This is a genomic window from [Zimmermannella] bifida NBRC 103089 (genome assembly GCF_001570925.1).
Classification (GTDB): Bacteria; Actinomycetota; Actinomycetes; order Actinomycetales; family Microbacteriaceae; genus Gulosibacter; species Gulosibacter bifidus.
The window spans coordinates 447,625-461,974 of the sequence record NZ_BCSP01000001.1 but is presented as its reverse complement, the minus strand read 5'-3'; the positions used below and the strand labels follow the sequence as shown (position 1 = coordinate 461,974).

The following is a 14,350-nucleotide window of genomic DNA, read 5'->3' as shown; positions in this document are numbered from 1 at the left end:
AGCACACACGGGCGTCGTTTGGCTCATCAATTTGCGATGTTGCGGCCCGTATTGCTTGGTTTTGGAGCGAAATGATGAGTGAAACGACATTGCTTGCAAGCGTCGCGGTGGAAACGCAGACCGCCCCGGTGCTAGCCGGAGCGGTTTGGTGGGGTTACTGGCGGTGCGGACAAGCGCGGAGCATGCAGATAGAGCAGAGGGCCCAGAGCGCGGGGAAGGAGCGGCGCTACGCGCCGCGAACGGCCTCGATGATCGCCGTGTTGAATGCCTGCAGATCGTCTGGCTTGCGCGAAGTGATGAGATTGCCGTCGACGACAACCGGTTCGTCAACTACGATTGCGCCGGCATTGTTGAGATCAGTGCGGATGCTCGGCCACGACGTCACCATTCGGCCCGAAACCTGATCGGCCTCGATCAGTACCGCCGGAGCGTGGCAGATCGCGGCGACCGGCTTGCCCACCGCCACGAACTCACGAACGAAATGCACCGCATCCGCATTGCACCGCAAGGAATCTGGGTTGACGACCCCGCCGGGGAGGACGAGCGCAGCATAGTCCTCGAGCGCAGCATCGGCGACGGCTACGTCAACGGGGAACGTGCCCGCGCGATCCAGGTGATTGAACGCTTGAACCTCGCCGACTTCTGGGCTGAGCAACGCCGGTGTGAACCCGGCGTCGAGCATTGCTTGCCACGGCGACGTGAGCTCAATCTCCTCAACGCCAGCGGCGGCTACGAGAAATGCGATCTTCTTCGTTGAATTCGTCATGGGGCGAGCGTAGACCGCGTGGTGCAGAATTCACCGGTGGCAGGCTCGCCCTCAGCAGATTCACGGATGCGGCGGCACGGCTACCGCGTGTCGGTCGCGAGGCGTTCGAGCAGGTCGTCTGTCGTGGTCAGCGTGAGCTGTGGTTCGAACAGGCTCATGGTGTGGAGTGCTGCCGCACCGTTCTCGGCAGTCGAATGCGCCACCGCATCCGTTGGCACGGAAACCCAAGCACCCGCATCCGCCGCAGCCAGCGCCGTGGTGATGACGCAGCAATCGGTGGAGACGCCGGTGACGACCAGTCGAGCGCCATCGCCGACGAGGTCCTGCAATGCGAGCGTCCACTTGCCGAATGTCGGCTCGTCGATGGTTGGATGTGGGCTGAGATCGAGGGCCTCGGGAACGAGGTCGTAGAGCGGGTCATCGGGTGCGACATCGGCAAAGGTCCACTGCGCGAAATAGTCGCCCCAAGCGGTCGTGCGGTCGGCCGTCGGTAGCCACCGCGTCACAATGACGCGGTCGCCGAACGCCGCGGCGAGGCGTTTGATGTTGGTGAATGCGTCGGTGAAGAACGGTGATGCCCAATCGGATGCGGGATCCGCGAAGATGCGCTGCGGGTCGACCACGATTAGCCACGGGCGCGCGGAATGCTCCGGCGCGAATGCATCCGTCGCTGCGCTGGTTGCTGGAACTGTCTGGTCGGACATTTGGGCATCACCGTTCATCTTGACTGCTAGTTGTCGCCGTCGGTTGCTGGGGCCGCTTCTTGGCGGCGGATCTTGCCGCGGCGCAGCAGCAGCGTCACCACAAAGCTGAATACCAGCGAGACAAGCACACCGATGTTCGAGTATGCCCACGGGCCGTCGACACCGCCGAGTCCGAGCGGCTCCAGCAGGTAGCCCTGCCAGTTGTTCCACGACGCGGCATCGGCGAACTGGTTAATGACCAGACCCCAACCGATGACCGAAGCCACGACAAGCGTGCCCAACGAGATCCAGTCGAACGCGCCGTAGCGGCCGTTCGCGTCGAAGAGTGCGTTCTCGTCGTAGTCGACGCGACGGGTGAGTACATCGGCGATCAGTACACCGGCCCACGACGCCAGTGGCACACCGAGAGTGATGAGGAAGCTCTGGAACGGATCGATGAAGCTCTGCGCAAAGAAGACCACATAGATCGTGCCGATTGTGAGGATGACACCGTCGATCGCGGCGGCAGCCGGGCGCGGAATCTTGATGCCGAGGCTCAGCAGGGTGAGGCCCGACGAGTAGATGCCGAGTACGGCACCCGACACGAGTGCGAGCACGGCGGTCAGCCAAAACGGGATGAGTACCCAGATTGGCAGGATGGATGCGAGCGCGCCGATCGGGTCGTACGAGATCTGATCCATGAGGGCCGGGTCACTTCCGGCGAGCAACAGGCCGAAGACCACGAGCAGGACTGGTGCGACGGCGCCACCGAAGGTGTTCCACGCGACAATCGACGCATCCGAGGCGCTGCGCTTTTGATAGCGCGACCAGTCAGCGGCAATGTTGATCCAGCCCAGGCCAAAACCGGTCATCACCATGACCAGCGCACCGATGACTGCCTGCGGGGAGCCTGCGGGGATGGCCATGACCGCATCCATGTTGATGTGCGGGATGGTGAGGATGATGTAGAGAATCGTGACGGCGCCGGTGATCCAGGTGAGGACACCCTGCAGCTTCATGATCGTGTGATAGCCGAGCACGCTGGCGACAACGATGAGTGCCGCGACGGCGATAGCGGCGGCGATGAGCACGCCGGTGCCGCTCGGCAGGCCGAGCTTGGCGAAGACCGTCGCCGTGGCGAGAGTCGCCATAATCGCGAGGAAAGTCTCCCAACCGATCGAGGTCAGCCAGCTGACGATGCCGGGCACTTTCTGTCCGTGCACGCCGAATGCGGCGCGCGAAAGCACCATCGTGGGTGCGCTGCCACGCTTACCGGCGATTGCGATCAGGCCGCATAGCGCGAACGAAACCGGAATGCCGATGAGGGCAACGAGCGTTGCCTGCCAGAACGAGACGCCGAATCCGAAGATCCAGGTGCCGTAGCTCATCCCGAAGACCGAAACGTTCGCGGCGAACCACGGCCAGAACAGGTCACGTGGCTTGGCGGTGCGCTCGGCTTCGGCAATGATCTCGATGCCGTTGCGCTCGATGAGTGCGGGTTTTGCGGTTGCCGATTCAGCAGCTGAAGCGGCTTGGGGCGTGGTGTTGGTCACGACCTGGCTCCTCGTCAGACGGCGACCCACGGTGGGCCGCTGGTTGATGCCCAATCATAGGTCGAGTTTGACGGGCGTGGTGCCGAGGCCAAATGTGCAAACTGGGCCTCAGCGTTGACCTGCGCACACATTTGTGGCCCATTTTGCATGTGTTCTGTCTCGAATGCTGTGCAAAGTGGGCCGCAAAATGCTGGATCGTGCGGTGAGTGTGGTGTGAGGTGCGGTGAGTGTAGTGCGAAGTGCGGTGCCGCTAGTGCAGGCGCTGGATGAGCATGACTGCGTCGACAAGCTCGGCCGGTTCGCCGTCGGGCGAGGTGGCCGGTCGCGTGCGTTCTTCGAGCACGAGCACGCGCCAGTCGCTTCCAAGGTCAAGCGACTCGAACTCGGCCTTTGCGCTGCGATGCATATCGGCACGGTGTGCGTGCTGAGTGGCCCACGGCGGGGGAGCCGCATGCGAAATCACCGCGAGGTGGCCGCCAGGTTTCACGTTTGCCGCAGCCGTTTGCAGGATGCGGGTGCGCGCGAGTTCGGCGGGCGAGTGCAAGAACGTTGCGACGATCAGGTCGGCTTCGGTTCCTTCCCATTCGTCGAGGTTCGCGACTTCGAACTGTGCCAGGTCGCTGACTTCGCGCCGGGCCGCGAGATTGCGCCCGCGCGCCACCGCGCTGGGGGAGATGTCGACACCGAGCGTGTGCCACCCCTGCTCCGCGAGCCACACGACATCCGCACCCTCACCGCATCCGAGATCAACCGCGGTGCCGGGTGCAAGATCGCTGACCAGATCAACCAGGGTGGCGTTCGGGTTACCCGACCACACCTGTGCAGCGCTGCGGTAGCGGTCTTCCCAAAACTCGGCGGCGGTGCGGTGTTCGGTAGGTGCGGATGCGGACTGCTGGGTGCAACCGCTGGCGGTGGTGTTCGGGGTGGAATCGTTCATTGCGACATTTTCTAATAGGTGAGTATCGGCCGCTGCAGGGCGCTGTCGTTAGCCAGCTAACGCAGGTGATACTGGGGCGGCCGTTGCGAATGGGGGTGGGCTAACGGTTGAACAGGCGGGCGAAGAAACCGGCGGGCTTGTCGGTTGCGATCGACGCCTTCTCGTCCTTGGCGTGGCCGTTGCACCACTGGCTGGCGGGTACCTGGCGCTTGACGTTGGCAACGTGGTTGCCGCATCCGGCCCAGGTGGTCTTGCCGCATTTGCGACACTTGGTGGCGTAACACATGAGTATGGGGCTCCTTGAACAGATGGGGTCGTAGTGGGTAGCGCTCGCTCGCAGGGTAAAAACGAGTGGCGCGGATGCTCGCTAGGCGAGCGACATGAAGAGCTTCTCGAGCTCCGCCGTGGTCAGCCGGTCGGTGTTCTCGCCGTCATGTTCGTCGTCAACGAGGCAGTCCTTCATCGCGGTGGCGATGATCTGGAATCCGGCACGATCAAGGGCGCTCGAGACGGCCGAAAGCTGTGTGACGACTTCGCGGCACGAGCCGCCATTGTCGACTGCCGCAATGACCGCATCGAGTTGGCCGCGGGCGCGGCTGAGGCGGTTGCGGATCTTGCGCATTGTTTCGGGGTCGTCCTGGTACATCGGCGCTCCAATCGGTGGGATGCGGTCGGTACGGTCAGTGCGCACGCGCATCGTTCGGGGCTGCGGTTGCAGTTCACTTAGCGTATACCCTAAGGGGTATTGTGCAATCGTAGAATGTGAACGACAGGTTAATGTCAGGGAAACGTGGGTTTGCGGGTCGGGCGGTGCGCCTCCTGCAAAAACCTGGGGAATCAGAGACAATCGGGTGTGCCTCAGAATCTCTTGCCCTCATCCAGTGATCCCCTGTTGGCCGGCAATCGAGCTCCATCGCCGCGCACCCTCGTAGACATTTTTCTTGACACCGTCGACCGGTATGGTGACGCCCCGGCTATCGAGGCTGGCGGAACCGTCCTGACCTATGACGAGTTCCACGACGCCGCGACCGAAGTCGCCGCATCCCTCGCCGAACTCGGCATCGGCTCGGGCGACAAGGTTGGTGTGCGTGTGCCCTCGGGTACCGCCGACCTCTACACCGCTATTCTCGGCATTCTGCTCGCCGGTGCGGCCTATGTGCCGGTGGATGCGGAAGACCCTGATGAGCGTGCCCGCACCGTGTTCGAGGAGTCGAACGCTGCCGCAATCATCACGACTGACCTTGTGATTACGAGTCGACTCGATGCTCCGCGCGAGCCGATTAAACTGACCGGTCCGGGCCTCGAAGATGACTGCTGGGTCATCTTTACGTCGGGCTCGACGGGTAAGCCAAAGGGTGTTGCCGTAACGCACCGAAGCGGTGCCGCATTCGTTGATGCCGAAGCGCAGATGTTCTTGCAGAAGGCGCCGATCGGTCCGCGTGACCGAGTTATGGCCGGTCTCTCGGTCGCGTTTGACGCGAGCTGTGAAGAGATGTGGCTCGCATGGGCGTACGGTGCCTGTTTGGTGCCGGCCCCGCGCTCGCTGGTTAAGTCGGGTATGGATCTAGGCCCCTGGCTGATCGCTAACGACATCACCATTGTTTCGACCGTGCCGACGCTGGTGTCGCTGTGGCCTGCAGAAGCGATGGACAAGGTGCGTCTGCTGATCGTGGGCGGCGAGGCTTGCCCGCCAGAGCTCGGTGCACGGTTCGCCAATGAACACCGCGAAGTGTGGAACACCTACGGGCCGACCGAAGCCACCGTCGTGTCATGCGGTGCGCAGCTGGATGGCACCCCACCCGTACGAATCGGCTTGCCACTGGCCGGTTGGGACCTTGCCGTGGTGGACGCGGAAGGTCACCCGGTTGGTCCCGGCGAAGAGGGTGAACTGATCATCGGTGGCGTAGGCCTGGCCCGATACCTCGACCCCGTCAAGGACGCCGAAAAGTACGGCCCGATGCCGACACTCGGCTGGGAGCGCGCGTACCGCTCTGGTGACGTTGTCGTAAACGATCCGGAAGGCTTGCTGTTCCGTGGCCGCGCCGACGACCAGGTGAAGGTCGGCGGGCGCCGCATTGAACTCGGCGAGATTGACGCTGCACTGCTTGCCCTTCCCGGAGTCGGTGGCGCTGCTGCCGCCGTCCGCAAGACCGCTAGCGGCAATGCGCTCATCGTCGGCTACATCACCGTCGACGACACCTTCGACCGCGCGGCCAGCCTCGAATGTTTGCGCGCCGATATGCCGGCAGCGCTCGTACCGCGACTGGCGATCGTTGATGACCTGCCCACCCGCACCTCGGGCAAGATCGACCGCAACGCGCTGCCGTGGCCGCTGCCCGAAGACGAACACGGTGCATCCGCAGACCTCGGTGACACCGCCAATTGGCTCGCGGGTATCTGGAACGACGTGCTCGGAAGCCGACCCGCGAGCGTCGATGAGGACTTCTTCGCACTCGGTGGCGGATCGCTACCCGCCGCCCAGATCATCGCTCGAGTGCGCGAACGGTTCGTGACCGCAACCGTCGCGGATCTGTACCAACACCACACGCTCGGTGGGTTCGCATCCTGGCTCGACGGTCTGGAATCGGCCGGCGGCCGCATGAACGAACAGGTGCGCCCGGTCAAGAAATCCACCCAGGCGCTGCAATTGCTCGCGCTGCCGTTCTTACGCACGATCACCGGTCTGCGCTGGGTGTTCTGGCTCGCGCTCGGTGCCCGAATCGCCGACCTGCTCGGATGGGAACTACCCGGTCAGATCGCACCACTCATGCCCTGGTGGGCATTGGGATGCATGTGGTTGCTGCTCGTATTTGCTCCCGGGCGCTTGGCGCTTTCGGCCGCGTTCGCGCGCCTCACGCTGCGCGGCATCGAACCCGGCACGTACCAGCGAGGCGGGGGAGTTCACCTGCGCCTGTGGCTGGCCGAACGCTTCGCCGACGAACTGGGCGCCGGCAAGATTGCCGGAGCAGGCCTCGTACGCTGGTACGCGCGCCTGCTCGGCGCATCCGTCGGCAAGGACGTCGACCTGCACACCATGCCGCCAATCACGGGCGACCTGACGCTCGGCGAAGGCTGCTCGATTGAACCTGAAGTCGACCTGCAGGGCCACTGGATCGACGGCGAGACCGTCCACGTCGGCGCCATCAAGATCGGCCGCCAAGCGCGCATCGGTGCCCGCTCGACCATCATCGCCAACGCTGAAACGGGCGAAACGAAGATCGGTGCCGAAGCAGAAATCGCTGCCGGTTCGACCGTGATGGAAAACGTCAAGGGGGGCCAGCGCTGGTCGGGAAGCCCTGCCGTGCACATCGGCGATGCTCGCGGCCCGTGGGAGTCACGCCCCAAGCAGCGCCGCATCTTCGTCGGAATGTACGCCGCGACCGGTGTACTGATTTCGCTGCTGCCAATTCTCGCGATGGCGGTCGGCGCTGCGGTTCTGTGGTGGCCGCTCCACACCACCACCACGTTTGGTGAAGTCGCACTCACCACGCTGTGCTGGCTGCCGCTCGCCGCAATCGCCGGGTACGCCGCGCTGGCGCTGATGATTCTGATCTTCGTGCGAATCTGCGCGATCGGTTTGAAACCCGGCCACCACCCAACGCAGGGGCTGCGGGCACTGCAGGCTTGGGCGACGCTGCGCGTCATGGACGAAGCCCGCACGTGGCTATTCCCGCTCTACGGTGGTGCACTCACGACCGTTTGGTTGCGGATGCTCGGGGCTGAGATGGGCAAGGACGCGGAAGCCTCGACCGTGCTCATGATCCCGAGCCTGACGCGCATCGGCGAGGGCGCCTTCCTCGCCGACGACACCCTCATCGGCGGCTACGAACTCGGCGGCGGGTGGTTGCGCATCGAGCGCGTCAAGGTCGGTCGCGGCGCATTCATCGGCAACTCGGGTATGACCTCGCCCGGCCGCAAGGTGCCAAAGAAGTCGCTCGTGGCCGTGCTGTCCGCAGCTCCTCGACGGAAGAAGGCCAAAGCCGGTGCGTCGTGGGTTGGCTCGCCACCAGAGAAGCTACGCCGTACGCACAGCGAGGTGGATGCATCACGCACCTACGAACCGCCGATGCGCCTACGGATCGCGCGCGGATTGGTCGAAACCTGCCGCATCCTGGCGCTGCTGATTCACGTTGGTCTGCACGCTGCCGGTGCGGCCGCGCTCGTTTGGTTGGCATCGGTCGCCGGATGGTGGCTGCCCGCCGTCGGCAGTGGTGTGCTGCTGCTCGTTGGTGGTGCCGTCGCGGTACTGGTTGCGGTGATCGCGAAGTGGCTGCTTATCGGCAAGTGGCGTCCTTCGGAACATCCACTGTGGTCGAGCATGGTGTGGCGCAGCGAGCTCGCGGATGCGTTCGTCGAGTCGGTTGCCGTGCCGTGGCTACTGCGGTTCATTCCAGGTACCTCGCTCATTAACGTGTACTTCCGCATGATGGGCGCCAAGGTCGGCCACGGCGTGTGGTGCGAAACCTACTGGCTGCCAGAGCACGACCTGATTTCCCTCGGCGACGGCGTGACCGTCAACCGCGGTTGCGTCGTGCAAACGCACCTCTTCCACGACCGTGTGCTCTCGATGGACACTGTGACCCTCGCAGCAGGCGCGACGCTCGGACCAAACTCGGTGATTCTGCCGGCCGCAACCCTTGGCCGTCACACCACCGTTGGGCCCGGCTCACTGGTGATGCGCGGTGAAGCCGCGCCCGACAAGACGCGCTGGACGGGTAACCCGATCGGGCCCTGGCTCGACTAGCCTGGCTCGATCGGGCCTGCCGCGAGCCGGCCTGCAGATCTGCACCCGACGCATCCACCTACGTTGAACGGAACCATGCACACTCCAGACCCCTACCTGCCCGGACACGGTGACCTGCGCTATCACGTGCGTCACTACGATCTCGACCTGCAGTACAAGATCGTCACCAACCGTCTCGACGAGGTAGCCAAGCTGCACATCGAAATTGCCAGGCCAACTTCGCGCATCGATGTGGACTTGGTTGGGTTGAACGTATCGAAAGTGTTGCTCGACGGTACGCCAGCACGGCACCGCCGCAAGCCAAACGGAATTTCGGTCGAGGTCGGCGAGCGGCTCGTAGGGGAGCGGTTCGTGCTCGAACTGCGCGTGGCGGGAAAGCCCGGGCCGATGCCCGGCGTGCACGGCGAAGCGGGCTGGGAAGAACTCACGGACGGTGCGATGGTCGGCTCACAGCCGCAGGGTGCCCCGAGCTGGTTCCCCTGCAACAACGACGCCGGAGACAAAGCGACCTACCGCATCCGCGTCACCTGCGCCGCCGGATACACCGTCATCGCGAACGGCACACTCACCAGCCGAACCACGACGGGTGGCAACATCGCCTGGGTATACGAAATGAACGAGCCGATGTCGCCGTACCTGGCTACGGTGCAGATCGGTAAGTACCGGGAGTCGTACCGGGATGCGATCGTGCCGGTTTCGATCGTGCACCCACCGCGGGTGCCGGTGGGCCCCGGCACCGCATTCGCTAAGCAGGCCGATATGGTCGACTTTTTCGTCGGCTGCTACGGCAACTACCCGTTCAACGAATACCGCGCGGTGATCGTTGACGACGAGCTCGAGATCCCGCTCGAAGCCCAGGGGCTCAGCAGCTTTGGCCGCAACTTCGTGACGCCGGATTGGAACAACGAACGCCTCGTTGCGCACGAGCTCGCCCACCAGTGGTTCGGCAATTGCGTCACCAGCAAACAGCTACACGACATGTGGTTGCACGAAGGCTTCGCTTGCTACTCGGAATGGTTGTGGTCGGACTATTCGCGGCGCTGGCACCGGATGCGTCCGGGCGTGCAGCAGCGCGCGGCGGAACACTACGCCAAACTGCCACCGATGCCCGCGGGTGCCACGCTCGCCGACCCCGGTATGAAACACCTCTTTGACGACTGGGTGTACAAGCGCGGTGCGCTGACCCTGCACGCACTGCGCGTGGCCTGCGGCGACTCGCTCTTTTTTGACATCCTGCAGGCGTGGGTTGCCGAGAACGCGGGCAGCACGATCACGACCGAACAGTTTGTCGACCACTGCCGCGTCATGGCGGGCGACGACGGCGAACGAATCGAAGCACTCTTGCGGGCGTGGCTGTATGCCCCGGAGTTGCCGCCGCTTCCGGTTTACGCGGGCTAGCGATTTGGCAGCTGCCACACGTGGCAGTGAACATCGGCGTGGGGGAGCGTGACCGCAATCGCGGCCTGACATTCGATGCCGGGTGCAGACGCGGGTAAGTCGAGGTCGGTGACGGTTCCTAGCGGTCCCGCGATGATTTCGCCGGTTGCCGCGAGCTGGATGCGGCGCGGATCGGTGGCAAGACCCGTTCCGTGCGCCTTCAGTAGTGCCTCTTTGCGCACCCACAATTGCGTGCGCTCGCGGTCGTTCTCGCAGTGTTCGTATGGATGCAGGGCGACGGCGTCGAACCCGTCGAATGCGGCAGCGTTCACGGTTTCGATATCGATACCGACCGGATGCGTCGGGCAGTAGGCGAGTGCCGTCACGTCGCGGTCGCGGGTGCGAGAGATCGAGACGTAGTGGTGCGTTCGTCGGCGGTGACACGTTGTGGGTTCGTGCGTAGGTGTGCGAAACACTGGCCGCCCATGGTTGCTGCTGCCGCAGCTGCGACATGATCTGGTGGGGTGGCCCGGGTCGCGACCGGAGATTCGCGTGACGAGGGTGCGGAGCGCGGCATCCGCATCCACATTGCCGCCCACAAGGATCGCGACGTGGACATCGACGCGAAGCTGCTGTGGGCGAGAAGTCATAGTGCTTTGAGTTTCGCAGGCCGGAGTACAAACGCGAAACGCGCCCGTCCGCAGCAGAGCTGGTTCCGGGCGCGTTCCTAAGCGTTTGGGTTAGAGCTTGGTGATGTTAGTCGCCTGCATACCCTTTTGGCCGGGTTCGGTGTCGAACTCGACGCGTTCGCCTTCAACGAGGTCGCGACGACCGGTTGCGTTGATAGCTGAGAAGTGTGCAAAGAGGTCAGCCGAACCGTCGTCTGGAGCGATGAAGCCGTAGCCCTTGTCCGAGTTGAACCATTTGACGATGCCAGTAGCCATGTCGTATTTCCTTCTTAGCCCCGTGGGGCCGGTAATGCTGACTCCATCGTGGAGTCTTGCCGCACAGCACCTTGTGTGTGCGCGGATGCGTCAGAACAGATGTTGAGACGCGTACGGGCAGATTGCCCGGTTGCGAAATGCGTAACTTCGGGTGAAGCGTGAAGTCGCGCTGGCGGGTGTTGATCGCCAGGATCTTGAGTCAACGATCCGATGACGTGGAACTGATGCGTAGAACAAGTTGGCCGGGTTTGACACCGTGCCGGGTGCATCAACACTTCAGAGCCTACAGCAGGCCGGGGCATCCACAAGCGTTTCGTGAATGTTTCTGCTGGGAGTTTGTCGGGTACTGCGGATGCGCGTGGTTGAGCGGGCGTGCATGGCACGCTGTGAATGGGGTAGACTACTGCAGTTGTTATCTCGCATAACGCAACGGGCTATGGCGCAGTTTGGTAGCGCACTTGACTGGGGGTCAAGGGGTCGCAGGTTCAAATCCTGTTAGCCCGACGTAATAGGGAGAGGCCCCACCTTTTGGTGGGGCCTCTCCCTATTGCTCGGGGTAACTTCTGGGCCCCTGCTGCGGCGTCGAGGCTCCGCGCATTGCGTGCGTTTCGTGACGTTTCTGTGGTGCGTGAGGGCAATGCGTGGAGGCCGCAGCAGGGCGTAGCCCGACAAAGCAAAAACACCGCCAACAGGCGGTGTTTTTGCTTTTGGAAGGGATAACAGGGGCCCCACGAGCGAGGGGCCCCGACCGTGCCTTCCGCACGGTTGGGGTAGCTTCTGGACCCCCGCTGCGGCGTCGAGGCTCCGCGCATTGCGTGCGTTTCGTGACGTTTCTGTGGTGCGTGAGGGCAATGCGTGATCGATAAGCCCACTGCCTAGGGGGCGACGCGGCACCTGCAATGGTGCTGGCAGCCGGGGTGGCCAGCACGATCTACAATCTTCGGAATGAACCCGCGCATGCAGCAGATGGACAACTTCTTGTTGTTCCTGGCCATTACCGTTGGCCTCATTTTCCTGATTGCGGGCGTCACCGGGGTCATCGTCGAGATTCGCCGACGTCGCACGTGGCGTCGCGGCACCGCAACTGCCGTCGGCGAAGTCGAGCGCGTGGATAGTGTCCGTGGCGATCACATGCAATCGCGCTACGCACTCGTGCTCGAACGTCGTGATGCAAATGGTGTGCTGCATCAGTGCGAAAGCACATTGGCCACATCTCGGCTGCGGAAACCGAAGTTTCCGTTTGAAGTTGAAGTGTTCATCGACGCGAATGACGAATCCAAATTCGACACTGTTGGTGCGAATCAAAGCAAGATCGGCTTGTTCATCGTATTTTCGGTCACCGGGTTCCTGATGGCTGGCGGACGATGGATTCTGCCGCTCATCGCCACCTGGATCGGGATTGAGCGATAACCGCACCGTGTGGTCGACTGTCTTCATCGTTCCGTTTCACCGTGTTAGGGGCGGTGAAATCCGCATCGGCCAGCAGCTGCGTGTGCTGCAAACGGTCGAACAGCTCGCGCCTGCTCAGTGGCATCCTGCCGCGCCTCACCGACTACTTCGCCCAGACGGCCGAATCGCTAACGGGCAAACATCCGTTGGATATGCGGGACAGCAGTGTACGCACCTGGCGTGCTTCGTCGGAGCAACTCAACAGAGTCACACCAGCGCCCCGTCGGCATGTAACTCGACGGTGCGATGCAGGCCCAGCTGTGCCAGCAGTCCTTCGTCATGGCTCACGATCAGCAGCGCACCTCGGTAACTCGCAAGTGCCGACACCAATTGCGCCACGGACTCGGTATCGAGGTTATTGCTGGGCTCATCCAGCACGAGCAGCTCGGGCGGTGGATCGGCCAGCAACACTCTGGCCAACGCCACACGGAACCGTTCACCACCGGAACACAACGACACCGGGCGATTGACGGTGTCACCGCGAAACAAGAACTTCGCCAACAGTGCGTGCGTGTCATGCGGCGGGCGGTCGGGTGCGGCAGCGGAAACGACATCGAACACGGTGCCCTCAGGCAACTCGAGGCGCTGATCAAGCACACCCGCATGCGTGCGTGGAGCGTTTGCCAACGATTGTTTCAGCAACGTCGACTTGCCCACGCCATTGTCGCCAATGAGTGCCCAGCGCTCACCCGTGCGCATCGACAGCGTCTGGTTGGTGCCCACGAGGTCCAACAGATGCCGATTCGCGGTCGACAACGGAGTAATGATCGGGATGCGGATCGAATCGTCATCGCGCACCGCAGCGGCCGCCGAAGCCAACCGTGCCTTTGCGGCTTGCACTTTGCCGGCAGCCTGATTGCGTTCGCTACCTCGGGTGCGTTCGGCATTGTTCTTCCAATTGCCCATCGCCATGCCCGACGCTCGCTTGTTTGCGGCGAGGCGAGCACCCCGATTGGCGCGTCGCGCCAGCGCGGTTTCCACCTGTTGTCGTTCGCGTTCTTGACGGCGCACATCGGCCCTGGCATCGCGCTCTGCACGCAGGGCCGCATCCTGAGCAGCCTGCCGTTCGGCAACGTACAGTTCGTAGTTGCCGCCATACACGGATGCGGTGCCGTCGTGGAGTTCAACGATTTCATCCATGGTGTTGAGCAGCTCGGTGTCGTGGCTCACCACCACGACCTGGCCAGGCCAACTCGCAAGCGACTCTTTAAGCGCGGCGCGAGCACGAGCATCCAAATTATTAGTTGGCTCATCGAGCAACGCGATCGTGGCGCCCGACAACTCGAGTGCAGCTAAGCCGAGCTGCACGAGTTCGCCACCCGAACATGTGGATGTCGGACGCTCGAGTACGCCATCGAGTGCTAACGAGGGGATGCGGCGGGCAATGATGGCTTCGGCGCGGGCCCGAACATCCCAGTCGTCACCGACCGCGTTGTAATCGGCCGGGTTGACGCTGCCGGCCCCGATGCGGTCGAGTGCAGCGATAACCGGCTCGACACCGAGCACCGACGCGATCGTGCGGTCATCGAGCTGCAGCAAATCTTGCGGGAGTCGTGCCACCGAACCGCGTACACGGATGGTGCCCGAGGTGGGTTGCAGCTCACCGGCAATGCATTTGAGCAGCGTTGATTTGCCGGAACCATTGCGGCCAATGATGCCGGTTTGTCGCGCCGACAGCGTGAGGTTGATCCCGTCGAACAGCATCGGTTCGGATGCGGCGAACTGGAAAGAACAGTTATTGAACGTAATAGACATGGTTGCTCCTGCGTACGAAGTGCTGCGCCGGAGCGGGTGCTCGAACGACGCGGGTTAGTTGCGCGGAGCAAGAATCATGTCGGTCCAATCATTGGGAACAGGCGTACTCAATCGTACGCTGGTGGGTTGTGGGCGTGTCAAC

Annotated in this window: 12 protein-coding genes and 1 tRNA gene; 4 read left to right on the top strand and 9 right to left on the bottom strand. The window is 63.1% G+C overall.

Translation table 11 applies throughout. The features are described from left to right. Positions 1-226: 226 nt before the first annotated feature. From ZBI01S_RS02065 to ZBI01S_RS02040, 6 genes are all read right to left on the bottom strand, one after another. Positions 227-766, bottom strand: a complete 540-nt coding sequence (locus ZBI01S_RS02065; protein WP_066055508.1) for a type 1 glutamine amidotransferase domain-containing protein — start codon at positions 764-766, stop codon at positions 227-229. 80 nt (positions 767-846) lie between these two features. Further along, positions 847-1,470, bottom strand: a complete 624-nt coding sequence (locus tag ZBI01S_RS02060) for a cysteine hydrolase family protein (protein WP_083524427.1) — start codon at positions 1,468-1,470, stop codon at positions 847-849. A 26-nt stretch (positions 1,471-1,496) separates the two neighbouring features. Continuing rightward, entirely contained in the window at positions 1,497-3,002 is a 1,506-nt protein-coding gene (locus ZBI01S_RS02055) for a purine-cytosine permease family protein (protein WP_066055710.1), read from the bottom strand. 250 nt (positions 3,003-3,252) lie between these two features. After that, a complete protein-coding gene (locus tag ZBI01S_RS02050; RefSeq protein ID WP_066055506.1) occupies positions 3,253-3,939 on the bottom strand; it encodes a class I SAM-dependent methyltransferase in 687 nt (228 codons plus the stop codon). Between the two features lie 100 nt (positions 3,940-4,039). Further along, a complete protein-coding gene (locus tag ZBI01S_RS02045) occupies positions 4,040-4,225 on the bottom strand; it encodes a DUF8730 family Cys-rich protein (RefSeq protein ID WP_066055503.1) in 186 nt (61 codons plus the stop codon). Between the two features lie 81 nt (positions 4,226-4,306). Continuing rightward, entirely contained in the window at positions 4,307-4,585 is a 279-nt protein-coding gene (locus ZBI01S_RS02040) for a metal-sensitive transcriptional regulator (protein ID WP_066055708.1), read from the bottom strand. 246 nt (positions 4,586-4,831) lie between these two features. Here ZBI01S_RS02040 and ZBI01S_RS02035 point away from each other — a divergent pair, with 246 nt between their 5' ends. Together ZBI01S_RS02035 and ZBI01S_RS02030 are read left to right on the top strand one after the other, a co-directional pair. Then, entirely contained in the window at positions 4,832-8,683 is a 3,852-nt protein-coding gene (locus ZBI01S_RS02035; RefSeq protein WP_245610500.1) for a Pls/PosA family non-ribosomal peptide synthetase, read from the top strand. A gap of 75 nt (positions 8,684-8,758) precedes the next feature. After that, positions 8,759-10,081 (top strand): M1 family metallopeptidase, encoded by a 1,323-nt coding sequence (locus ZBI01S_RS02030; protein WP_083524426.1) that lies wholly within the window; start codon positions 8,759-8,761, stop codon positions 10,079-10,081. Here the strand turns inward: ZBI01S_RS02030 and ZBI01S_RS09420 are convergent. Together ZBI01S_RS09420 and ZBI01S_RS02015 are read right to left on the bottom strand one after the other, a co-directional pair. Next, positions 10,078-10,710, bottom strand: coding sequence for a 4'-phosphopantetheinyl transferase family protein (locus ZBI01S_RS09420; protein ID WP_083524413.1), 633 nt, complete (start codon positions 10,708-10,710; stop codon positions 10,078-10,080). The two genes, ZBI01S_RS02030 and ZBI01S_RS09420, sit on opposite strands and share 4 nt — an antisense overlap. A 90-nt stretch (positions 10,711-10,800) precedes the next feature. Beyond that, positions 10,801-11,004, bottom strand: a complete 204-nt coding sequence (locus tag ZBI01S_RS02015) for a cold-shock protein (protein WP_066055489.1) — start codon at positions 11,002-11,004, stop codon at positions 10,801-10,803. Positions 11,005-11,434: 430 nt separating this feature from the next. Between ZBI01S_RS02015 and ZBI01S_RS02010 the strand changes: the two genes are divergently transcribed. Together ZBI01S_RS02010 and ZBI01S_RS02005 are read left to right on the top strand one after the other, a co-directional pair. Further along, positions 11,435-11,508 (top strand) — tRNA-Pro (locus ZBI01S_RS02010). 441 nt (positions 11,509-11,949) lie between these two features. Continuing rightward, entirely contained in the window at positions 11,950-12,414 is a 465-nt protein-coding gene (locus ZBI01S_RS02005) for a hypothetical protein (RefSeq protein WP_066055486.1), read from the top strand. Between the two features lie 246 nt (positions 12,415-12,660). Here the strand turns inward: ZBI01S_RS02005 and ZBI01S_RS02000 are convergent, their stop codons facing one another. Continuing rightward, positions 12,661-14,208: an ABC-F family ATP-binding cassette domain-containing protein gene (locus ZBI01S_RS02000; protein ID WP_083524412.1), complete on the bottom strand. Its 1,548-nt coding sequence runs from the start codon at positions 14,206-14,208 to the stop codon at positions 12,661-12,663. Positions 14,209-14,350: the final 142 nt, after the last annotated feature.

Bases quoted from the DNA above. Each gene is read 5' to 3' on its own strand.
- ZBI01S_RS02065 (WP_066055508.1), bottom strand. From the start codon at position 766: ATGACGAATTCAACGAAGAAGATCGCATTTCTCGTAGCCGCCGCTGGC.
- ZBI01S_RS02060 (WP_083524427.1), bottom strand. From the start codon at position 1,470: ATGTCCGACCAGACAGTTCCAGCAACCAGCGCAGCGACGGATGCATTC.
- ZBI01S_RS02050 (WP_066055506.1), bottom strand. From the start codon at position 3,939: ATGAACGATTCCACCCCGAACACCACCGCCAGCGGTTGCACCCAGCAG.
- ZBI01S_RS02045 (WP_066055503.1), bottom strand. From the start codon at position 4,225: ATGTGTTACGCCACCAAGTGTCGCAAATGCGGCAAGACCACCTGGGCC.
- ZBI01S_RS02040 (WP_066055708.1), bottom strand. From the start codon at position 4,585: ATGTACCAGGACGACCCCGAAACAATGCGCAAGATCCGCAACCGCCTC.
- ZBI01S_RS02030 (WP_083524426.1), top strand. From the start codon at position 8,759: ATGCACACTCCAGACCCCTACCTGCCCGGACACGGTGACCTGCGCTAT.
- ZBI01S_RS09420 (WP_083524413.1), bottom strand. From the start codon at position 10,710: ATGACTTCTCGCCCACAGCAGCTTCGCGTCGATGTCCACGTCGCGATC.
- ZBI01S_RS02015 (WP_066055489.1), bottom strand. From the start codon at position 11,004: ATGGCTACTGGCATCGTCAAATGGTTCAACTCGGACAAGGGCTACGGC.
- ZBI01S_RS02005 (WP_066055486.1), top strand. From the start codon at position 11,950: ATGAACCCGCGCATGCAGCAGATGGACAACTTCTTGTTGTTCCTGGCC.
- ZBI01S_RS02000 (WP_083524412.1), bottom strand. From the start codon at position 14,208: ATGTCTATTACGTTCAATAACTGTTCTTTCCAGTTCGCCGCATCCGAA.